The organism is Paenibacillus lautus, from assembly GCF_050482385.1.
GTDB classification, from domain to species: Bacteria; Bacillota; Bacilli; order Paenibacillales; family Paenibacillaceae; genus Paenibacillus_AQ; species Paenibacillus_AQ lautus_B.
Genome location: NZ_JBCNHV010000001.1, coordinates 462003 through 482784 on the forward strand (window position 1 = coordinate 462003; position 20782 = coordinate 482784).

The 20782-nt window shown below is 51.4% G+C and carries 18 protein-coding genes; 5 read left to right on the forward strand and 13 right to left on the reverse strand.

Features of this window, described 5'->3' with window-relative positions:
• Positions 1-3 precede the first annotated feature (3 nt).
• The 6 genes from ABEW73_RS02270 to ABEW73_RS02295 all read right to left on the reverse strand — a co-directional run bounded on the left by ABEW73_RS02270 (position 4) and on the right by ABEW73_RS02295 (position 6441).
• Positions 4-645, reverse strand: a complete 642-nt coding sequence (locus tag ABEW73_RS02270; RefSeq protein WP_430171882.1) for a TetR/AcrR family transcriptional regulator — start codon at positions 643-645, stop codon at positions 4-6.
• A 934-nt stretch (positions 646-1579) separates the two neighbouring features.
• Complete coding sequence (locus tag ABEW73_RS02275; protein WP_430171884.1) at positions 1580-1771, reverse strand: hypothetical protein; 192 nt, start codon at positions 1769-1771, stop codon at positions 1580-1582.
• A gap of 711 nt (positions 1772-2482) precedes the next feature.
• Positions 2483-3052, reverse strand: a complete 570-nt coding sequence (locus ABEW73_RS02280) for a helix-turn-helix domain-containing protein (RefSeq protein WP_430171886.1) — start codon at positions 3050-3052, stop codon at positions 2483-2485.
• Between the two features lie 34 nt (positions 3053-3086).
• Entirely contained in the window at positions 3087-4055 is a 969-nt protein-coding gene (locus tag ABEW73_RS02285) for an NAD-dependent epimerase/dehydratase family protein (protein ID WP_430171889.1), read from the reverse strand.
• Positions 4056-4071: 16 nt separating this feature from the next.
• Complete coding sequence (locus tag ABEW73_RS02290; RefSeq protein ID WP_430171892.1) at positions 4072-5262, reverse strand: glycine C-acetyltransferase; 1191 nt, start codon at positions 5260-5262, stop codon at positions 4072-4074.
• A gap of 276 nt (positions 5263-5538) precedes the next feature.
• Positions 5539-6441 carry a LysR family transcriptional regulator gene (locus tag ABEW73_RS02295; RefSeq protein WP_430171894.1) on the reverse strand — a complete coding sequence of 301 codons (903 nt, stop codon included), beginning with the start codon at positions 6439-6441 and terminating at the stop codon, positions 5539-5541.
• A gap of 184 nt (positions 6442-6625) precedes the next feature.
• On the opposite strand from ABEW73_RS02295, the gene ABEW73_RS02300 reads away from it, so the two are divergent.
• Positions 6626-6796 (forward strand): hypothetical protein, encoded by a 171-nt coding sequence (locus ABEW73_RS02300; RefSeq protein ID WP_430171896.1) that lies wholly within the window; start codon positions 6626-6628, stop codon positions 6794-6796.
• Positions 6797-6936: 140 nt separating this feature from the next.
• Here ABEW73_RS02300 and ABEW73_RS02305 read toward each other — a convergent pair whose 3' ends face one another.
• The 3 genes from ABEW73_RS02305 to uvrA all read right to left on the reverse strand — a co-directional run bounded on the left by ABEW73_RS02305 (position 6937) and on the right by uvrA (position 11785).
• Entirely contained in the window at positions 6937-7326 is a 390-nt protein-coding gene (locus tag ABEW73_RS02305; protein ID WP_430172237.1) for a tautomerase family protein, read from the reverse strand.
• A 163-nt stretch (positions 7327-7489) separates the two neighbouring features.
• Positions 7490-9253, reverse strand: coding sequence for an ABC transporter ATP-binding protein (locus ABEW73_RS02310; protein WP_430171898.1), 1764 nt, complete (start codon positions 9251-9253; stop codon positions 7490-7492).
• A 30-nt stretch (positions 9254-9283) separates the two neighbouring features.
• The gene (gene uvrA, locus ABEW73_RS02315) at positions 9284-11785 is read right to left on the reverse strand and encodes an excinuclease ABC subunit UvrA (RefSeq protein ID WP_430171900.1); all 2502 of its coding nucleotides are present in this window, start codon (positions 11783-11785) and stop codon (positions 9284-9286) included.
• Between the two features lie 386 nt (positions 11786-12171).
• On the opposite strand from uvrA, the gene ABEW73_RS02320 reads away from it, so the two are divergent.
• The 3 genes from ABEW73_RS02320 (at position 12172) to ABEW73_RS02330 (ending at position 14699) form a co-directional block, all read left to right on the forward strand.
• Positions 12172-12798: a CGNR zinc finger domain-containing protein gene (locus ABEW73_RS02320; protein WP_430171902.1), complete on the forward strand. Its 627-nt coding sequence runs from the start codon at positions 12172-12174 to the stop codon at positions 12796-12798.
• A 207-nt stretch (positions 12799-13005) separates the two neighbouring features.
• Positions 13006-13791, forward strand: coding sequence for an alpha/beta fold hydrolase (locus ABEW73_RS02325; RefSeq protein ID WP_430171904.1), 786 nt, complete (start codon positions 13006-13008; stop codon positions 13789-13791).
• A 206-nt stretch (positions 13792-13997) separates the two neighbouring features.
• On the forward strand, positions 13998-14699 hold the full coding sequence (locus ABEW73_RS02330) for a MerR family transcriptional regulator (RefSeq protein WP_430171906.1): 702 nt from the start codon (positions 13998-14000) through the stop codon (positions 14697-14699).
• Between the two features lie 166 nt (positions 14700-14865).
• Here the strand turns inward: ABEW73_RS02330 and ABEW73_RS02335 are convergent, their stop codons facing one another.
• Positions 14866-15777, reverse strand: coding sequence for a DUF4097 family beta strand repeat-containing protein (locus ABEW73_RS02335; RefSeq protein WP_430171909.1), 912 nt, complete (start codon positions 15775-15777; stop codon positions 14866-14868).
• Between the two features lie 144 nt (positions 15778-15921).
• A complete protein-coding gene (locus ABEW73_RS02340; protein WP_430172239.1) occupies positions 15922-16845 on the reverse strand; it encodes an NADP-dependent oxidoreductase in 924 nt (307 codons plus the stop codon).
• Positions 16846-16977: 132 nt separating this feature from the next.
• On the opposite strand from ABEW73_RS02340, the gene ABEW73_RS02345 reads away from it, so the two are divergent.
• Complete coding sequence (locus tag ABEW73_RS02345; RefSeq protein ID WP_430171911.1) at positions 16978-17853, forward strand: LysR family transcriptional regulator; 876 nt, start codon at positions 16978-16980, stop codon at positions 17851-17853.
• 344 nt (positions 17854-18197) lie between these two features.
• Here the strand turns inward: ABEW73_RS02345 and ABEW73_RS02350 are convergent, their stop codons facing one another.
• Positions 18198-19340, reverse strand: a complete 1143-nt coding sequence (locus tag ABEW73_RS02350; RefSeq protein ID WP_430172241.1) for a glycerate kinase — start codon at positions 19338-19340, stop codon at positions 18198-18200.
• 60 nt (positions 19341-19400) lie between these two features.
• The gene (locus ABEW73_RS02355; RefSeq protein WP_430171913.1) at positions 19401-20669 is read right to left on the reverse strand and encodes a GntP family permease; all 1269 of its coding nucleotides are present in this window, start codon (positions 20667-20669) and stop codon (positions 19401-19403) included.
• Positions 20670-20782: the final 113 nt, after the last annotated feature.

Consider the following 20782-nt stretch of genomic DNA (forward strand, 5'->3'; position numbering starts at 1 on the left):
TGCTCACTCCTCTTCCTTAATTTCCAACAGACCAAGATGCGTTTCGTAAAAGCGACCGATTTCGGTTGAATGATACAATTGCGCCGTCAGAAACGCGCCATAAAAAATGGTGAAACAAATCTGCACAGCTTGCTCCAAGGCAAAAGCTTTGTTCAGCCTTCCGGCGTGATCTTCTTCCTTCATGAACTGCTGGAACAAATCGTACATGTTGGGCGACTTACTTCCCGCTTCCTCGTGACCGGGAAAGAGCAGCGATACTTCCGCAGGGCTAAGCTCCGGCATGCAGGGCTGCATGTTCTGCTCCGCGAGAAAGGAGATCAAGCTCGGCATCATGCCCGGTCTCACTTGATGCTCTTTAGCCACTTGGGACAACAGATGCCGGAACGCCTGAAACCCTTTTTTCCCTTCCATATCGATCTCGATAACCCGCTCGGTCAGCCATACCCGCATAAAATAAATCAACAGATCTTCTTTGCGTTGATAGAACTTAAAAAAAGTGACCTTTGAGATTTCGGCTTGCCTGCAGATGTCCTCCACCATAACCTGGCTAAACATCCGATCGCTCATCAACGATAATGCCGCTTCATACAGCGCGATTTTGTTTTTGGCTTTTTTTAATTCCCTGAGTGGGATATCCGGATCCATTGTGACAGCCCCTTTAAAATTAACTCGTGTAAATAAATTAACACGAGTTAATTTATTTTGTCAAAGTAAAGTGTTTGAATGGATTGGAATGGTGTGTATGTGAGGTGTGTATTTGAGGTGTGTATTTGAGGTGTGTATTTGAGGTGTGTATGTGTAGGCGTCATTATATAATGCCGATATGATCCAAACGAAGACATCCGTAAATGAGCGATTTCAGGTGAGAAATGTATAGTGCACTGAGATTGACGTTAACTGCATTAGGGCGGTGGTACGGTAGATGAGATGGTGATGTAACTTCATTAGGGCGATGGTATGGTAGATGAGGTGGTGATGTAACTTCATTAGGGCGATGGTATGGTAGATGAGATGGTGATGTAACTTCATTAGGGCGATGGTATGGCAGATGAGATGGTGATGTAACTACATTAAGGCGATGGTATGGTAGATGAGATGGTACAGGGGATGTACTTCGAGATTCGCGAGAGAGTGCAGGAGCGTCCTCTTCAGCTAGATGGAGACGAGGTAAACGATGGGTTCGAGGTAACTACATTATGAGATTTGTATGGTAGATTGGGATAGTGTGGGAATATACATCGAGAATGTACGGTTGATTGAGATTGTGTCGGGGAATGTACATTTGAGTTTCGCATGCGAATATACACCCGGATGACAAATGCTCCTTCGTGTAATTCCCTTAAGGCACGCTCGATTCTGATGTGCTGGTTGCAGCTGGCGAATCTCCAGATCCAGATGCAAGCCGCTTTGTTTTCGAATCTGCTCCCATTCTACCAAGGAGACAATGCTATGGGTAATTCGCTTCTTGGGTGGGTACTACAAAAAGGCAAGCTCAGGTTACATACCTGACCTCGCCTCTATTCATGATAGTTATACAGAAAACGGTGATCCAGGATCAGACAAGTCGATTACCAACTACCTAAAAGAGCATAGGCGGCTGATCAACTCGCCTTTGTTGATCCAGACTCGGCCACGGTGACTCTGCCGCCGCATCGAAGCTGCGACGGCGGCGGGCAAGAACATCCGCCGAACGCTCAACACCGAAGCCAACGGACATCAGATACGTTATTTCCCCAATAAGAAGTCCATTTATCGTGCTAACGGACACCACATCCGTTAATTACTCCGCAAGCGACCAAAATACCACCTTTTTCAGAGAATAACGGATCTCTTGTCCGTTCGTTTCGCTCAAACCTCTATTTTCTGCGAAATAAGGTCTCCTGTGTCCGCTAAATCCCGAGCGTACGCTGGTCAGCTTCGCCTAGCATGGCAGGATGCACATTTACCGCTATTCCGCAACTCTGTCAAGCGGCATTGCCGGACTTTCGCCCCGTCATACCGCCAAGTGTGGCACCACGATCATCGCTACACCGCAATGCTAGGCATCCATTCGCTGGATCGCTGCTCCAACGTACCCAGAATCCAAATACCGCTATTCCGCAACTCTGCCAAGCGGCGTTGCCGGACTTTCGCCCCGTCATACCGCCAAGTGTGGCACCACGATCATCGCTACACCCGGAATGCCAGGCATCCACTCGCTGGATCGCTGCTCCAACGTACCCGGAACGCACATTTACCGCTATTATTCCGCAACTCTGCCAAGCGGCATTACCGGACTTTGGCCGAGCCACACGGCCAAGCACGCTGAAGGTATCGCTCCGTCACGCTGCCGGACACTCGCATACCAAGAGCTCCGTCACACTGCTGGACACTCGCATACCAAGCCCCGTCCCACCGCCACCCAACTCAACTCCAACGGCACGTTTGACTCATAATCTGTCGCTAAGGTACCACTATCACTGGCCCGCCAATACAAAGGTACTCAGCCCCTGGCTGCGGCATCTGCATAAAAGATAATCGTGTAAAATTTCGTTGTCTCGTTGCCAGGGTTCACGTATCGATGCGGCCGGTTAGCCGAGAAATGCACGGAGCTTCCGGCAGGTACGGTGTAGCTTTCGTCTTCGCGCCAGAGCTCCAGCTCCCCCTGGTGCACAAAAATATACTCCTCCACGCCATCATTATGAGCTTCAGATCCGTGATCGCAGCCCGGATCCATCATAACCATGTAGGACTCAAATTTGGTGCGCAGGTTGTAGGAGAACAAAGGGTATACCCGGTACGCGCCTTCTGCCTCGTGAAAAGGCTCCACGTCCTCCGGGGATACCACGGTTACATCGGTTTCCGCCTCTTCGATGAGCGTGGTGAATGAAATGCCGAGGCCGCTAACGATGCGCCACAATACGGAGATCGTCGGATTGGAATCCCCCCGCTCGATCTGTCCCAGCATGGCTTTGCTTACACCGGTCAACTCGGCTACGTTATCGAGGCTGAGGCCTCGTGATTTGCGGATGGCTTGCAGATTTCTCCCTACTTTTTTATGAATGGGTTCCAAGTGTAACCATATCCTCCTTCTGAAACTGAAGCCGTTAACTGATCTTGCTCTGATCCGCTTGCGGCTTCTCCATAAGCTTTGACACCATATCATTAGTCATATGGTTCAAATCATATTGTACATCAAATCCCCATTCTTCGCGTGCTGCAGTTGCATCGATGGAATCCGGCCATTCGTTCGCAATCGCCTGACGGACAGGATCCACATCATAGTCGAGGCTGAATTCCGGTATATGCAGGCGGATGCTAGCCGCGATCCCCTCAGGATCGACGCTCATCGCCGTGACATTAAAGGCATTACGATGCTTCAGCTTGGCCGGATCAGCTTCCATCAATGTAATGATGGCGGAAATCGCATCCGGCATGTACATCATGTCAAGATAAGTGCCTTTATCAATATAGGAAGTGTAGCTTCCATTGCGGATGGCCTCTACATACATCTCAACCGCATAATCCGTCGTTCCCCCGCCCGGAGGCGCGGAGTGGGAGATCAGCCCTGGAAAGCGCAATCCGCGGGTATCTACTCCGAATTTATGGTAATAGTAGTCACACAACAGCTCGCCCGAGACCTTGCTGACTCCATACATCGTTAACGGGCGCTGCACCGTGTCTTGCGGCGTTGCCCTTTTCGGGGTATCCGCACCGAATGCCGCGATGGAGCTCGGTGTAAAGAACTGGCAGGATAATGCCCGTGCCGTCTCAAGGGCACTTAACAAACCGCCCATGTTCAGGTTCCACGCAAGTGCCGGATTGGATTCTGCCTTGGCGGACAACAGGGCTGCAAGGTGGATAATCGCATCTGCCCGGTGTTCTTTAGCCGCCTCGTGGAATGCGTGGTGGTCGGTTACATCCAGTATTCTGAATGGTCCTGATTGGACCGTTTCATGATGGATTTGGCGAATGTCCGTTGCGAGAACAGCCTCTTCGCCGTAAACTTGCCGTAATTTCGCCACCAGGTCTGAGCCAATCTGACCGAGCGCACCGGTTACCATAATTCGTTTCATCATTTGTGCCCCCTTATTAGATCAGACCCAGCTCGCGTCCGATGGTTTCATATGCGGAAAGTGCGCGATCCAGCATCTCCTTGGTATGAATGGCGGTTGGCATATTCCGAACTCTTCCCGTGCCTTTTGGCACCGTCGGGAACACGATCGATTTGACATACACGCCTTCTTCGTACAATCTGGAGCTGAATTTCTGGGTGGTTGCTTCATCTCCAATAATGCACGGGGTAATCGGAGTTTCGGTACGACCGACAGAATAGCCAAGCTGCTTAAGTCCTTCCTGCAGATAACGGGTGTTCTCCCACAGCTTCATTTGCAGGTCTTTGCTGTTCTGCAGAATATCAATGGCGGTTATACAAGCGGCAACGGTGCCTGGAGGCAGCGCCGTGGAGAACAGGAACGGCCGGCTGCGGACCTTGAGCCAATCCACCAGATCCCGTGATCCAGCAACATACCCGCCGACAACGCCAACCGCCTTGGACAGCGTGCCGATCTGAATATCTACCCGCTCCGACAACCCGAAATGCTTCACCGTACCTGCACCGCCCCCAAGTACACCAGATCCATGAGCGTCATCCACATATGTGATCAGATCATAGGTTTCAGCGATTTCCACAATTTCAGGGAGCTTCGCAATATCGCCGTCCATCGAGAACACGCCATCGGTAATGACCATAATTTTGTTATATAATCCGGATTCTCTCGCTTCTTGAGCTTTCGAACGCAAATCGTCCATGTCCGAATGATTAAAACGAATAACCTTTGCCTTGGTCAATCGGCAGCCGTCAATAATGGATGCATGGTTGAGCTCATCCGACAAAATGGCATCCCCGGCACCCATCACCGCCGAGATTGCCGCCATATTGCAATTGAAACCGGACTGATACGTCAGCACCGCTTCGGTTCCCTTGAACTGGGCCAGCTTCTCCTCAAGCTCTACATGAAGTGCAAGCGTTCCGTTAATGGAGCGAACAGCGCCGCTTCCGGTTCCAAAATCGGTCGTAGCCCGGATTGCCGCTTCTTTCAATCGCTCATCATTCGCCAGTCCGAGATAGTTGTTGGAAGATAAATTCACGAATTCACGACCCTGAATGGTAATGAGCGGACCATTCGGACTTTCAAGAGGCTGGATCGTATTATAGAGTCCTTGCTCCTTGAGTTCCATTAGATTATCCTGTAAGAAAGCGCTTAACGATTGACTGGACATATAAATTCCTCCCGTGGATCCGAAGTATCTTAACGTACATATCATTTACCATTCCATTGTATGCAAAAAATCACACGCATGCAATATCCTGTACATAAATATGCTATATTAGATTTTCTAACAAAAAAATCCCCTCAGCATTCATAGGTAGGCTACCTGCCAGCCTGATGAACACTAAAGGGTGAATGAATGCTTACGAGTTCCAAATTTCGTCCGCGATCTCTTTAATGAATTTCAGCTTCTCCCACTGCTATTCTGCTCATTATGGTTTCTCTCCTAAGTCGCAATCGCTTCATGCAGCGCCTCGACATAAGCTGCCCCAAGCTTGGACAGGGTCGCATTCTTATGGCTGATCCATCCGACGTTGATCGTCTCATCGCAGGCGAGCGGAACCGGGATAATCTCGTTCCCATTCAGGTCAGCGCTCAGCACTCCGGTCGAAATGGTATAACCATTCAGACCAATCAGCAGATTGAACAGGGTCGCGCGGTCATTGACCCGGATGCTTTTTTTGTGAGACAACGTGCTGAGAATTTCCTCCGAGAAGTGGAACGAATTGTATTCCCCTTGCTCGAAGGATAAATACGGATAATTCTGAAGCTCGTCGATGGTCACGATGGACTGCTTCGCCAGCGGATTTTTGATGCTGATAAAAATATGCGGCCTCGCCGTGAACAAGCTGGTAAACTGCAGTCCTGCATCCTTCAACAGCTTGTTGATCACCTTGGCATTGAATTCATTGAGGTACAGAATGCCGATTTCGCTGCGCAGGGTTTTAACATCCTGAATAATTTCATAAGTCTTCGTCTCCCGCAGTGCCAACTCATATTCATCCTGTCCGTATTCCTGAACCAGATTCACGAAGGCATTGACCGCAAAAGCATAGTGCTGCGTGGATACCGAAAAATGCTGCGGAGAAGGCTTCGCATTCAGATAACGCCCCTCCAGTAGCTCGGCCTGCTCGACCACCTGTCGTGCATATCCTAGAAACTCCGCGCCCTCTTTGGACAAGGATATGCCTTTGTTGGTCCGCTCGAATATCGTAATGCGAAGCTCTTCTTCCAAATCCTTAATTGCGTTGGACAGACTGGGCTGGGAAATGAACAAACGTTTGGCCGCCTCATTCATCGAGCCACGATTGGCTACCTCAATGGCGTATTTCAGCTGCTGTAAGGTCAAGGAATGTCCCCCTCTTAAATTTTGAATTGAGATACCGATAAATAACTCGTATAGAATCATCTTCCATATTTAAAAATTATATATCTCTATTTGAAGGAAAACACCAGCTCCTGTCAAATACGGTAGGATATATCAAGGTTTTCATGTCATTATGTCGAAAGATAAGGAGCCCGATGAACTTTCTATGCTGAAACAAAAGAACAAGCTTATGAATTCAGTCTCACTGGCCGTCATCGTAATTGCCGGCATCGTGCATCTGCTCGCCCGGAAATTTCATGTGTTTGATCATACCATGCATGCACATGGCATGCTCACATCTTCCGAGATGGAAAGTCAGTACGGCCCCACATTGTAGATGCTGCTCGCTCTTCCTGTTGTTCTACTGGCAGTAACCTTTGCCATCTATGCAAGGCGCTCGGATCATCCGATCATTCCATACTTACATACGCTCATCCTTACGCTTGGAAGCGTTTCAATGATTGCCGGCGCAGGCGGTCAAATATCCACCTTATAACCCAGTGCCAATTCATCCCCCGGAAAACCCCGGATTCCCCAGTTATGCTGCGGTGTCTCAAATATCGTAATCTCCACATCCTGTGGTGCGATATGCAGCGTATGCTGAATCCGTTCGAATAACAATCGAATCAGATGTTTCTTGGCCTCCACAGTACGACCTTCAAATACGCTGATCTCGATCACGGTGTAGCGATCCGTTCTCCCGTCAGGGAAGCGGAAATCCTCCCTGTTCATGGGAAAAAATCGATGGAATTTCTTATCCGCCGGAAGTTCAAACGCTTCAACCACGCACGAATGGATCACTTCCGATAATGGTTCCTTCACGGGGTTCAGGCGCTCCCTGACGCCATAAATCTTGATCTGTGCCACGCTCTGCTCATCTCCTCTATTCTCATCTAAACTCAAGCTATGCTACCTCATATTTCTATTCGTTCGAGCAGTCCCAAAACCTTCTTATATCGGTGAATTTGTTGGATAAGGTATACGGATCATTCTCCCCAATCCGGTTGTTCCCCGATTTCTATTACTATCTCTAGTCCCCGGTCTGGAACTGTTTCTTGGCCCACTCCACATAGGATGGATGGCTCTGGATCAATTCCTCATGCGTCCCGCTTCCCGTAATATGACCCTTCTCCAGAACAATAATCTGGTCCGCCTCGACGACAGTCGATAAACGATGGGCAATGACCACGGTCGTACGCTCGACCATCAGATTGTTCAGCGCCTTCTGCACTTCATGCTCGGAGTCGCTGTCTAGACTGGCCGTCGCTTCATCCAGAAGCAGGATATCCGGCTTCCGCAGCAGCGCCCTTGCAATCGCCACGCGTTGACGCTGACCTCCGGATAACTGGATACCTCGCTCCCCAACCTCCGTGTCATATCCTCTCGGCAGTGCCTCGATAAATCCCTCTGCATAGGCCAGTCTCGCCGCTTCAGCAATTTCCTCGTCGGAGACCGGCTCCTCCCGTCCATAGACGATATTATCCCGAATCGTTCCGGTCATCAGCGGGCTGTCCTGGGACACATACCCGAGCTTCCGCCGCCAGGACTCCAAAGTATAATCGCGGATCGCTTCCGAGCCAAAGTAGATTTCCCCGCCGGATGGCGCGTAGAAGCGCTCAATCAAGGAGAACACCGTGGTTTTGCCGCTGCCGCTTGGCCCTACCAGAGCGGTGACCTTCTTGGCAGGAATCGAAAAAGATACCTCGGACAGAATGGTCTCGCCTTCATGATAAGCAAACGTCACCTCTTTAAATTCAACGTCCCGATGCCCTTCCGGTGCCATGCGCACCGCACGATCGTCGCTCTCCGGCTCATATTCGAGGATAAGTCGCAATCTCTCGGTTGCCGCCATCACCTTCTGGAGTTGGGAATAGAAAGTGGCAAACTGGCTGAAAGGAAACATGATCTGGAACAGCAGCAGAATAAATGAGACCAGTTCGCCTGCGCTGAGTGCCCCTGAAGAGACGCGAACGCCGCCGTATCCGATGATGACCACCAGCAGCACGACCATGACCATCGACATCAACGGAATCAGGACCGAGTTGATCTTGGCTTCCTTCATGCCAAAACGGTACAGGCTGTCCATATCCTCGTACCCGCTGTTCTCCTCCCTCCGTTCTGCATTGGAGGCTTTCACCAGGCGGATCTCGCCGATCACCTGGGTCAGCATGGCGGACAGCTGTGCCAGTTGTCCATACATACTGATGGAGATTTTGTACATCTTTCCGCCAATGGGCATTAATATGCCGAACCCTACAGGAACGGCAATCAGGATAATGAGGGTCATCCGCCAATCCAGGTAAAACAATATGGCAACGGCCCCCAAAACGGTCAACAGATTCGAGCAAAAAGCAATCAGATGATCCGTGATCAGCGTCTTCACTTCGTTCGTATCGTTGGTCACCCGGCTCATCGTCTCTGCCGAGCGATGCTTGTCAAAGAACGGAACCGGCAAGGCCAGCACCTTGGTCCAAAGCCGTTTACGAATTTTGTTCACCGTCTGGTTCCCGACATAGGCAAGCATATAATACGAAAGTCCGCTGGCCACGGCTTCCAGCAGGAACAGGACGGCCAGAAAACCGACCATGCGAATATTAAACGAATCTGCGGCAAAATTATCGATGAGCTGGCCGGTGATGAGCGGGACTACCAGTCCCGTCACCGCACCAACCAAACTGAGCACGATGGCCAGAAAGAGCACCAGCTTCGGGATACCCGAAGAACGCAGCAGCTTGATAAAATATCGAATCGTGGTTTTCGTAACCTTGCCCTTCTCATCTACGGTTTGCTCCATTCTAGATTCCCTCCCTTCGAGTTCAACCCGTCACATATATATTTCTTGGATAAAGCGGCCGGTAAACGAGGCTTCCACCGCTGCCACTTCTTCGGGCGTTCCTGTCGCCACCAGGGATCCGCCGGCTGCTCCTCCGCCAGGCCCGATATCGATGATCCAATCCGAATGCCAGATCAGGTCCAAATTGTGCTCAACCAAAATCACAGTGTTCCCCGCGTCCACCAAGCGGTTCAACAGAACGAGGAGCTGCCGGACATCTCCAGGGTGAAGCCCGGTTGAAGGTTCATCCAGCAAATACAGCGTGTGGTTTTTGGTCTTTTTGCTCAGTTCCTTGGCCAATTTAATCCGCTGCCCTTCACCGCCGGATAAGGTGCTCACCGATTGCCCCCACTTCAAATATCCAAGTCCGACATCGCAGAGCAGCTGGGTCAATTCCATTATTTTCGGTCGAACCTCCAGAATCGACAGACTTTCCTCAATCGTCATATCCAAAATGTCGGAGATGGTGTAGCCGTTATAGGTCACGCGCAGAACCTCATCCTTAAACCGCTTGCCCTTGCAATCCGGGCAACGTACTTCCAGCTCCGGAAGGAAGTGCATATGCACGGACACGACGCCAAGGCCTTGACATGTCTCGCATCGCCCGCCTTGCGTGTTAAAGGAAAAGTGCTTGGCCGTCAATTGACTCTCCTTGGCTTCCGGCAAGCTGGCGTACCAGTTTCTGATATGGGTGTAAACATCGGTATACGTAGCAATGTTGGAGCGCTGCATTCGGGATACCGGCGATTGGTCAACCGTAATCAGCTGCCCTACCGATTCCCAACCCGTGATGGCCTTGCAGCCGATTGGAGTTAATTGATCGCTTCCGGATTCCGCCAGAAGATCAAACAAAAGCGTGGATTTACCAGATCCCGATACACCTGTCACCGATATGAGACAGCCGAGCGGGAAAGAGGTCGTGATATGTTTCAGATTTCTTAAATGGGCATCCTCGATCGTCAGCAGGCTTCCATTTCCAGCCCTGCGCTGACTCGGTGCGTTAAGCATCGTGTTCTCCCTGAAGTAGGATCCGGTCACGGACGTGGGATTTCGGATCAATTCCTCCAGCGTTCCTTGACCGACGACCGTGCCGCCCATCGTTCCTGCACCTGGTCCGATATCAATGATATGGTCAGCGGCCCGCATCACTTCTTCGTCATGTTCGATGACAAGCACCGTGTTGCCCAGATCCCTCAATTGTTTCAGAACCTGAATGAGTCCCCTGGTATCTTTGGGATGCAATCCCGTTGTCGGTTCGTCCAAAATGTACAGCACCCCCGTCAGGCCTGACCCCAGAATCGATGCGAGTCGAAGCCTCTGGGCTTCTCCGCCTGACATCGTCACGACCTGCCTCTCCATGGACATGTAACCCAGCCCGACATCCATAATGCGCTTTAGTCTCACGACGGAATCATGAATGAGCGGTTCCACAATCGTTAATTGATCCTCCGTCAGCTTCTTCAGCAGCGTCTCCATCCAATTCAAGGCCTCCCCGATCGACCAGGCGTTGACTTCGTTAATGGAGACTCCATCTACCCGGACGCGGCGGCTGTCTTCCTTCAGCTTTGTTCCGTGACAATCCGGACAGACATGCTCATGAAACAGGGATGCTTCACCGGACTCGCTTCCCTTCTCCCGGTACCTTCTCCATATTCCGGTGACGACGCCCTCATACTTGCCTTGTCCTACGGACTTCGGCGGCTTTATCTCAGGAAAATGCCGGCTGAACTGCTCGCTCTCTACGCCGTAATACAGGAGATCACGCTGAACCTCGTCATAGTCCCGAAGCGGCAAGAACTCATCGAATGCGAACTCATAATACTTGGCTGCCGCTTTCAGAATGCTGGTGTTATAATCGGTAAGAGCGCTGTACCACGTTGCCACCCCGCCGTCTCTTAAGCTTAATTCCGGACGGAACACGGCATCCATGTTCAGACTCACCGTTTGACCGAGTCCGCTGCACGTTTCGCATGCGCCTTCCGGCTTGTTAAAGGAAAAATGCGACATCGTCAATTTTTCGAGACCATGGCCGCATCGCCTACAATGAACCGTCTCATGAGAATCGCTGATCTCTTCCTCATCCGCTAGCCCGTGATAGGCTTCTCCGTCCACATGAGGTATCACCGTATCGCCACAGGATGGACAAGTACGCTCACCAAGCTTGGCAAACAGAATTCGAAGCAGCGTGTAGATATCCGTCACCGTTCCGATGGTGGATCTTGGGTTTCGGTTCGTAATGTGCTGTCCCACGCTTATCGATGGGGATAGTCCTTCAATCGAATCCACCTTCGGCTTGCTGACCGAGTCCGACACCATGCCCATGGATTCCATGTACTGCCGCTGGCACTCCCGCTGCAGCGTATCCATCGCAAGCGTGGACTTGCCCGAGCCGGACGGCCCTGTCATAACAACCAATTTGTACTTCGGGATTTCAAGCGAAACATTCTTCAGGTTGTTCTCCCGGGCACCGCGAATTTTAATCGTTCCTTCCATTTTCGAACCTCCTAAAAGTTTCATGGAGCATAACTTCATTGGCTCACTTTGCAATAAAACTTGCCTCAAAAGCATACTCTTCTTTTTGTCTGGCTTAGCTTCCAAGAGAAGCTTCGCAATCAAACTCGCTTCGAAAACATACGCTTTCATTTTGGAAGCTAGCTCCCATAGTTCATTTTACAAACCCATCTTACAACATTGATGCAAGTACAAAATCCCAGACCAAAAAAGGTTAATCTATCGCCGTTTTCAAGATCAAAAGCCGTCACGGAGCTTTAAGGTTTATGTATAACGTTTGACGCCGTTTCATTTGTGTAAACACTGCATTGACTATATAATGGGCTACAAATAAGTACTTATCGTATGTTCCGAGGAGAGCGGTCCCTATGCCGAAAAAAATCGCACCCGAATTTTATTTTATTGGCAACCATCCTGTACTGGATTTCGTCAATACCAAGATCGCTGTCAACGGTGAGCCGCTGGATTTGCTTGATACATTCGACTCTTTATTGGATTGGATGGTTAAGTCTAACCTGCTGACCGAGGTAGAACGAAACTTATACCGGGCGGCTTGGAGCGGCGCCGAGGAGGAAGCCGGAATCGTGGAGGCTGCCAGATTGCTCCGCGACCACCTCTTTCATCTGATTCAGCCGGGCAGCGTGAACGAAACCTTAACGCAGGCAAGCCTGCAGTATGTCAATGGACTGCTGAAGGAGCAAATCTTTCGTACAACGCTTATAGCAAAAGACCGCGCGTACAGTCGCAAAAGCCGGATGCTGTTTCGCAAGCCACTGGATCTGTTGACCCCGGTTGCATCATCTGCCGTCGATTTTTTAACTACCTATGACCTGAAATTGGTGAAAAAATGCGAAAACCCGGCGTGCGTGCTTCGCTTTTACGACAATAGCAAAAATGGCACAAGGCGCTGGTGCAGCCCCAAAACATGCGGAAACCGCATGAAGGTCGCTGCTTATCTGGAGCGTCAGAAACAGCAGCAAATCAAGGAATCTTAGATAAACCATCTAAGATTCCTTTTTTAATACCCAAATTTGTACTTTACAGATTAAAAAACGAATTATATAATACCCTTAAATCATTTATGATGGTTAATAAAATAAAAAAAGGTGGTGTTTTATTCTTATCATGACGACCAGACAAAAGGATCTACATAACAATCGCATCATAAAAATTCGCAGGTAATTCAAGGAGGTATTTATCAGATGAATTATAAAATCCAGTATCACACGGCTCAAATCGAAGGCTTGGACATTTTTTACCGTGAAGCAGGGACCCCCGGCTCGCCTGTTGTATTACTGCTGCATGGTTTCCCGACTTCCAGTCAAATGTATCGTCAACTGATCCCGGCACTTGCCGATCAGTATCATGTGATTGCACCTGATTATCCCGGATTTGGGTACAGCAGCGCACCTAACCATGATCAATTCCAGTATAGTTTTGACCATTTCAGTCAGCTCATTGAGGAATTGCTCGCCCAATTAAATATCCAGAGGTTCTACGTCTACCTTATGGATTACGGTGCACCCGTTGGTTTCCGGATTGCAGCACGCCATCCCGAGCAGGTTCGGGGGCTGATCATCCAGAATGGAAATGCCTACGAGGAAGGGCTCGAAGAATTCTGGAATCCCATTAAAGCGTACTGGGAAGACCCCGCGAATTCGGATAAACGCGAGTCTCTGCGCTGGTTAACCAGCATCGAGGCAACGAAGTGGCAATATACGCATGGCGTCCATGATACCTCCCTCATTAGCCCGGACACCTACACGCTGGATCAAGCGCTGCTTGATCGCCCCGGTAACCAGGAAATTCAGCTGGATTTGTTCCTGGATTACGGATCAAATCCTCCCTTATATCCGGCTTGGCAGCAATATTTCCGCGATGTGCAGCCACCGACCCTTATCGTGTGGGGGCAAGGCGACCACATCTTCCCTGAGAACGGGGCCCATCCGTATCTGCTGATCTGCCCGATGCCGAGCTTCACCTCCTGAAGGATGCCGGGCATTTTGCGTTGGAATCACATGGACCGGAAATCATCGGATACATCCGCGCATTTTTGGAACGTCAATCATCATGATACGGATCCAGACGATCGTTTCGTTATTTTCCCAGCAGGCTTTTCATTGACCGTTCTACATGATACAATCCCCCAGGAAAAAGGATGCAGGCAGATCCGCATGAGGTAAGGGGGACCGCCATGAGTATCAGACCGATTGATATCGCCAAGAAACTGGGGATTACCACAAGTGCGCTCAAGCACTATGAGCAATGGGGGATTGTTCCTCCCGCGAAGCGTGCTCCGAACGGATACCGGATATATACCGAGGAGCATGCCGCTTACTTTGAATGCATCCGAGCCATGTTTCCCGGTTTCGGCGTAGACGTTACGAAGCAAGTGATGGTCAAGCTGCAGGAGAAGGAACTGGATGAAGCGCTCTGGATCGTGAATGAGGTCCAAGCCAATCTCCAGCAGGATAAAATCCTCACGGAGCGGACCATCCGCATTCTGGAAACCGAGCAGCTTGACGTTGTCGATACCCGTGGCCGAAAAAGAGAGCTGACCATCGGGGAGGTCGCCGCCGAGACCGGCGTTCCCACCTCGGCCATCCGCCACTGGGAGAAGGAAGGCGTACTGAATCTGCCTCGGGATCGGGAAAACGGCTATCGGAAGTTCGATGGCGCCCAAATCCGGCAGATCATGATCATTCGGATTCTCCGCTCAGCAAATTACCCGCTAGAGGTCATCAAGGATGTACTGCATGAACTCGAGCATCATCAAGTCGATAACGCCAGACGGGTGCTCAAGGACACGCTTGTATACCTCAACTACCGCAACCATAACCAAATACGCGGCGTGCATTATCTATATCAGCTGTGCCAAGTGCTGAAATTAATGTAAGGCCCATTCCCATCCACACTCTGGTTTAACATACAAAAAAACAATCGCGGATGATCTACATCCGTGATTGTTTTTTTTGATCCTTGATCACCATATAATAGGGAGACTCAAAGAGTTTCACCGATTATCCAAGAGGTTATCTCGTTATGGAATTTGGCATGTGCTCTTAGCTATCATGTGCCGCTTGTGGATTAACTTTGATGGAGCCAAGGGCGGTCGTCAGGGATATTTTCGCTCCGCCGCCGTTTATGTCACTCTGACCCCGGCTTGCTCCAGTAATCTGTCCAAGCTCGGTTTCGGTATCCAGCGTGTATTTCATGGACGGCGCAAACATGGCCGTGATACTGCCTGCCGATGTGTTGGCCGTCAGCGTGCTGTCCTTATCGATCTGCTCAAGTTCCAGCTTCACGCTGCCCGCTTCGGACACGATCTTGGAATTGCCCGTGATTTCCGTTTTGGCGAGCTGAATTTCCCCGGCTCCCAACTGAAGTTCAAAATCCCCCTTCAATTCGTTCACCCGAATCTTTCCAACATCATTCTTGATGCGGATATGCTGGAGGTCTTCCGGTACTTCGATCACATAATCTATCATGAATCCGGAGTCGCCAAATTGCTTCTGCGACCAATCCCATAAACTCTTGCTGGAGTCCTCCATAGGGTGCGTCCTTAATTCCAGGATGTCGTCCTTGAGCGTAAAGGAAGTAGCGGCCTGCTCCGTAACCTGGGTACGAATGTTGTCATTTTTGAAGAAGCCTTCGTTAAACCACACGGTTGTTTTCACTTTGATCTCATCACCGGGTACAGCGATGAGCTCAACATTGCCTACGGCATGGTCGATGGCCAGTCCCTCGGCTGTGCCGACTTCCTGAGCCGTCGTCAACTCGAACTCTTTCCCTTCCCGCTTTACTTGATCGCTGATAGCTAGCGCTGAATCGCCGGCCATATTGCCGACTTGTGCCAATTGATCAAGCTCCCGCTTTACTGCTTCCTCCGCATTATTAGCGGCATCGCATCCTACCAGGATAGCAAATATCAATAGCGATGAGATTTTCACTGCCATCATACTCTGTTTTCTCATAAAATCCTCCACGTCCATTCCTCTTTATGTATATGTCCATTATATCGTGAAGGAAAAAGTTAACACGCTGCCACGGACCAGTTTCTTCCTGGACCTTAGTCTGGGACGCCCCCTCCGTCTTTTGTATGACGCTGCGCGTACGAATCATTCCTCCATCGCTATCCGCAGCACGACCTTCCCCCGAACATGGCCGGACTCCACGGTGCGATGCGCTTCTGCCGCTTCGCTCAACGAAAACGTCCGGGACACATGGATCTTCAGTTTCCCTTGTTCATATAATTGAACCAGTTCGGCCAATCGATCCTTGGATCGCTGACTTCGGATCGCTCGAACCCCCAGCTCTTCTACCCGATCGAAGGCTACAATCGTCCCGATGCGGCTGCGGTCGCCGACAAGTTCCACCGAGGCGCGCAGCGCTTCTTCGCCAGCGGCATCCAGCGCGGCGCTCACCCCCTCGGGTGCGGCAGCCTTGACCCGATCTACAAGACCTGGGCCATATACAACAGGAACAGCACCCAGTGAACGAAGATAATCATGATTTCGCTCGCTTGCCGTTCCGATGACCCGGGCTCCCCAGACACGAGCGATTTGGACGGCGTAAGAACCAACGCCGCCTGCTGCCGCATGAATCAGAACGGTATCGCCTTCGCCTATTTCTAACGCCTGAAGGGCAGTATGAGCCGTTTGCCCAGATGCGGTTAAGACACCGGCTTCTTCCCAAGGCATGGAATCCGGCTTGCGTACAACTTGATCTGTGCTGACCACCACATACTCCGCGTAGCAGGCGAGTAAAGACCAGCCAATGACGTTCTCTCCAACCTCCAAGTTGGTGACCCCTTCACCTACCTGATCTATCGTTCCGGCGAACTCATTGCCTAGAATTTGCGGCATCCGCAATGTCACATTAGGCGGTGCCCAGCCGCTTCCCCTTATCCCGCAGTCGGCTGGCTGTACGCCAGCTGCCTTCACTTTAACTCTAACCTGACCGCTACCGGCCTGAGGATCTTCAAATTCCAAGACACGCAGGACATCCGGCGGTCCAATCGTCCGAAACGCGGCTGCTTTCATCTCGATCATCCTTTCATGAATTCCTTGATCTTGTTTCTGAGATCATTCTATAATCATCGATAAATAATAAAAAATACAAAAATGTCTATGTTTATATATACTGGAGTATATAAGCAAGGGGGATGAACCGTTATGGAAATGTTACAGCTGAAGTATTTTGTAACCGTAGCAAGACTTGAACATATGACCAAAGCCGCAGAGGAACTTCATATTGCTCAGCCGGCGCTCAGCAAGACCATTTCCAGACTCGAGGAGGATCTCGGCGCTCCGTTGTTTGAACGCCAAGGCCGGCAGATCCGTCTCAATCCGTATGGCAAAGCATTTTTGGCAAAAGCCAAAGCAGCCCTGCAGCTGCTGGAAGAGGGACGGCGGGAAGTCGAGGATTTGGCGGGACTGGAGCATGGACGTATTCATCTTGCCTTATCCAACATGGAGCAGCTCCGCGAGCCTTTAAGATTGTTTCTAAGCCAACATCCGAAAGTTAACTTTCATATCATTCAGTCTTCGATGGAGGATATGGTTCAGACCATTGAACATAATGAGGTTGATTTCTTTCTCACTTCCATGCCTATCCGGCACCCGGATATACGCAGCTTGCCTTTGCTCGTAGAAGAAGTGTTCTTGGCCGTTCCCCCCACCCATCGCTTAGCCGAAAAAAATCAAATTCACTTAAGCGAGGCTGCAGGAGAATCGTTTGTCGGTTATAAAGAAGGCCATCCCTATCAGAGGATGAATAATGAGTTTTGCAAACAAGCCGGTTTTCAGCCGAAGGTCGTCTGCGAGGTGGAGGACCCCGGGACCATAGCCGATCTGGTCCGTTCCGGATTTGGCATAGCTTTAATCGGTGAATGCAGAAGCAGCGAGGAATTAAAGCTGACGAAGCTAAGCATTCGAGAGCCTCAGGCTCGCCGCATATTCCAAATGGCCTGGCTGGAATCCAGGTACTTGTCCAAGGCCGCGATCTCTTTCCGCGATTTCCTCGTGGAGTATTACGCGGAATCACGGTAAGACGACCACAAGGGGCTGTCCCAAAAGGTTTTAGATCTTGCGGGAGGCTCCCTTCTTGCGTAAAAGACGCTCCGTGCAGATTGCTTACTTTTTTAGACGCAAAGAAACCGTTCTTCGGTAAAATGGAGGTGCTACCCAAACCATTTATGAAAGGAACGGTTTCTTGTGTACATTCAATATACCATGGGCCAACTCTTCTGCCAGACGAGCGAATCTTTGTGAGTGCCCGGATTTCTGCACCAACTCTTAGATGTTTACGTTATGCCCTAGTGCCAAAGCAACAGGATTGCCAATCAAATCCTATACTCGAATTCCGTCATGCCCACCTCTAATCGTCATCTTATTCAAGCCAACTTGCTACCGCATTTTAACGTCATCGCCATATTGCGCGCTGTACGCTCCATATTGACGGCGGCTTCTCTTATCGCATCGTCCAGGCTGCAGACGCCGGGCACGATCGTGAACACGATATCGATGCCATGCTCAAGCACCGCTTCATGCCCGTCCGCAAGCGAACCCGCGATGCCGATGACCGGCACTCCGTACCGCTTGGCCGTCTTGGCCACGCCCATCGGCGTTTTGCCGTAAATCGTCTGGCCGTCGATGCGGCCTTCTCCCGTAATGACGAGATCCGCATCCTTCACTTGCGAAGCCAGCCCCGTCGCTTCGATAACGATATCCACGCCCCGCTTCAACTCAGCGGCCAAAAAAGCGAGCATACCGGCGCCAAGCCCCCCGGCTGCGCCAGCGCCGGGAATCCGGGCCACGTCGCGGCCCAAGCATGACTTAATCATCGCCGCATAATGGGCGAGATTGCCGTCAAGCTGCTGTACCATGGCCGGATCGGCGCCTTTTTGGGGGCCAAATACGGCCGAGGCGCCGCGCTCTCCGGTCAGCGGGTTGTCCACATCGCACGCGGCCACGAAGGCAACCTGCTTCAGCCGCGGATCGGCTCCGCCCGTATCGATGCTGGCAATGCGATGCAACTCTCCGCCGCCATGGCCAATTTCCGAGCCATCGGCGTCAAGCAGCCGCACCCCGATCGCCTGCGCCATGCCCGCGCCGCCGTCGTTCGTGGCGCTGCCGCCCAAGCCGAGAATAATCGTGCTGACGCCTTCGTTCAGCGCCGACATAATAAGCTCGCCGGTGCCGCGCGTCGTCGTCGCAAGCGGATTGCGCTGCTCCGGCGGCACAAGCGCTAGTCCCGAGGCGGCCGCCATTTCGATAATCGCGGTCTTCCCGTCACCCAGTATGCCGTAGAACGCGGTCACGGGGGTGCCAAGCGGTCCCGTCACTTCGCGGTGGACCAATCGTCCACCTGTCGCATCCACCAAAGACTGCACCGTGCCCTCCCCGCCGTCAGCCATCGGCACATTGACGATATCCGCTTCGGGATACACGGCCCGCATTCCCTTCTCTATGGCATGACATGCCTCTAATGCGGATAAACTCTCTTTAAATGAGTCTGGAGCAATTACAACCTTCATTCTCTCCACTCCCTCTCCATCAGTCTTAACCAACTGCCTGAACAATCATTTTGCCGCAGATTACAAGAACCAGCCGAACACGCCGAACACCAATGTCGATACGACGGCCAGGACGAGACCGATTGCGGTCTCATACGGAATAAGACGCAGCCGCTCCTTCATCGCCATATTGACGCTTCCGCCCGTTGCGTGGAAGAAGCTGCCATGCGGCATATGGTCGAAGACGGTCGCCCCGGCGTGAATCATCGCCGCAGCGCCCAGGGAAGCAACGCCAAGCCCCATAATCGTCGAACCGAACACCGAGCTGGCGACCGCGGTACCTGCTGTTGTCGAAGCGGTGGCCAAGGACATGAACGCGCCGCTTATCGGCGCAAGCAAGTAAGCCGGCAAGCCGGAGGAGGCCAGACTGTCGATGATGACATCCTTCAATTGCGAATTCGATATAATGCCTGCCAACGTCCCCGTGCCGAGCAGCATGACAGCCACGCCCGACATTTTGCCCAAGCCCGATACCGCAAATTGATTGATCTGCTTGATGCGGCCCATGCACAATGCGCCAACGAGGCCGCCGACCGGCAGCGCGATAACCGGATCGATGACGATGCCGGCCAGCGGGCGCAGCGCCAACAGCACAATCGCCGTGATCGGAGCCATCATCGCCGCCAGGAAGCTCGGAAGCTGCTGATTGCCGTCGTCTACGCTTTCCTGGCCCGTAATTTTCGTTCCTTTTTTGGACAGGCGCTTCGCGATCAGATAAGTGGCAAAAAGCCCAAGGACAGCCGGTATGATTCCTGCTAGCATCATCGATGTCAGTGGAATATTGAATGCCTCTGCCGCCGAGATGGCGTTCGGATTCGGCGACATAATGTTGCCGGCCTTCCCGCCGCCGATCATGGCAAGCAATATCGCCATGCGGGACAAGTCGGCGCGCTGCGCAATCGCGATCGCAATCGGCGCCACCGTAATGACCGCGACGTCGATAAATACGCCGACCGCCGTCAGTACCATCGTCGCGAACGCCAGCGCAAACAGCGCACGCGTCTCGCCGACCTTGCGGACCAACGTTTCGGCAATTGTCTTCGCGCCGCCCGATTCAATCAGGACGCCGGCAAGCACGCCAGCTGCCAGGATGCGCAGCACGGCCGGAATCATGCCCTTCGCGCCATCCATCATCAAGTTCACCGAATCAACCATCCCGATTCCGCCGACGATTCCCCCGGCAAGTGCCCCAATCATCATGCCATAGGCCGGAGGGACTTTACGCAATATAAGCACAATCGCCACAACCAATGCCGTCAAAGCACCAAGTACAGTTACAGATACGTCCATAGTCAAGACCCCCCAATGTGTTGTCTCCATTCGTTATACTATTACTGTACCTGTAACGTGAAAGCGCTTCATCATGCATAAAAATGAAATAAAGCGCTTTATAGAGCATGTTT

What these genes read in the sequence shown, in the direction of transcription:
- ABEW73_RS02355 (WP_430171913.1), bottom strand. Translation starts at nt 20,669, where the DNA reads ATGGACGTATCTGTAACTGTACTTGGTGCTTTGACGGCATTGGTTGTG.
- ABEW73_RS02325 (WP_430171904.1), top strand. Translation starts at nt 13,006, where the DNA reads ATGAATTATAAAATCCAGTATCACACGGCTCAAATCGAAGGCTTGGAC.
- ABEW73_RS02340 (WP_430172239.1), bottom strand. Translation starts at nt 16,845, where the DNA reads ATGAAAGCAGCCGCGTTTCGGACGATTGGACCGCCGGATGTCCTGCGT.
- ABEW73_RS02270 (WP_430171882.1), bottom strand. Translation starts at nt 645, where the DNA reads ATGGATCCGGATATCCCACTCAGGGAATTAAAAAAAGCCAAAAACAAA.
- uvrA (WP_430171900.1), bottom strand. Translation starts at nt 11,785, where the DNA reads ATGGAAGGAACGATTAAAATTCGCGGTGCCCGGGAGAACAACCTGAAG.
- ABEW73_RS02350 (WP_430172241.1), bottom strand. Translation starts at nt 19,340, where the DNA reads ATGAAGGTTGTAATTGCTCCAGACTCATTTAAAGAGAGTTTATCCGCA.
- ABEW73_RS02285 (WP_430171889.1), bottom strand. Translation starts at nt 4,055, where the DNA reads ATGAAACGAATTATGGTAACCGGTGCGCTCGGTCAGATTGGCTCAGAC.
- ABEW73_RS02300 (WP_430171896.1), top strand. Translation starts at nt 6,626, where the DNA reads ATGCTGAAACAAAAGAACAAGCTTATGAATTCAGTCTCACTGGCCGTC.
- ABEW73_RS02335 (WP_430171909.1), bottom strand. Translation starts at nt 15,777, where the DNA reads ATGAGAAAACAGAGTATGATGGCAGTGAAAATCTCATCGCTATTGATA.
- ABEW73_RS02330 (WP_430171906.1), top strand. Translation starts at nt 13,998, where the DNA reads ATGAGTATCAGACCGATTGATATCGCCAAGAAACTGGGGATTACCACA.
- ABEW73_RS02290 (WP_430171892.1), bottom strand. Translation starts at nt 5,262, where the DNA reads ATGTCCAGTCAATCGTTAAGCGCTTTCTTACAGGATAATCTAATGGAA.
- ABEW73_RS02320 (WP_430171902.1), top strand. Translation starts at nt 12,172, where the DNA reads ATGCCGAAAAAAATCGCACCCGAATTTTATTTTATTGGCAACCATCCT.
- ABEW73_RS02310 (WP_430171898.1), bottom strand. Translation starts at nt 9,253, where the DNA reads ATGGAGCAAACCGTAGATGAGAAGGGCAAGGTTACGAAAACCACGATT.
- ABEW73_RS02345 (WP_430171911.1), top strand. Translation starts at nt 16,978, where the DNA reads ATGGAAATGTTACAGCTGAAGTATTTTGTAACCGTAGCAAGACTTGAA.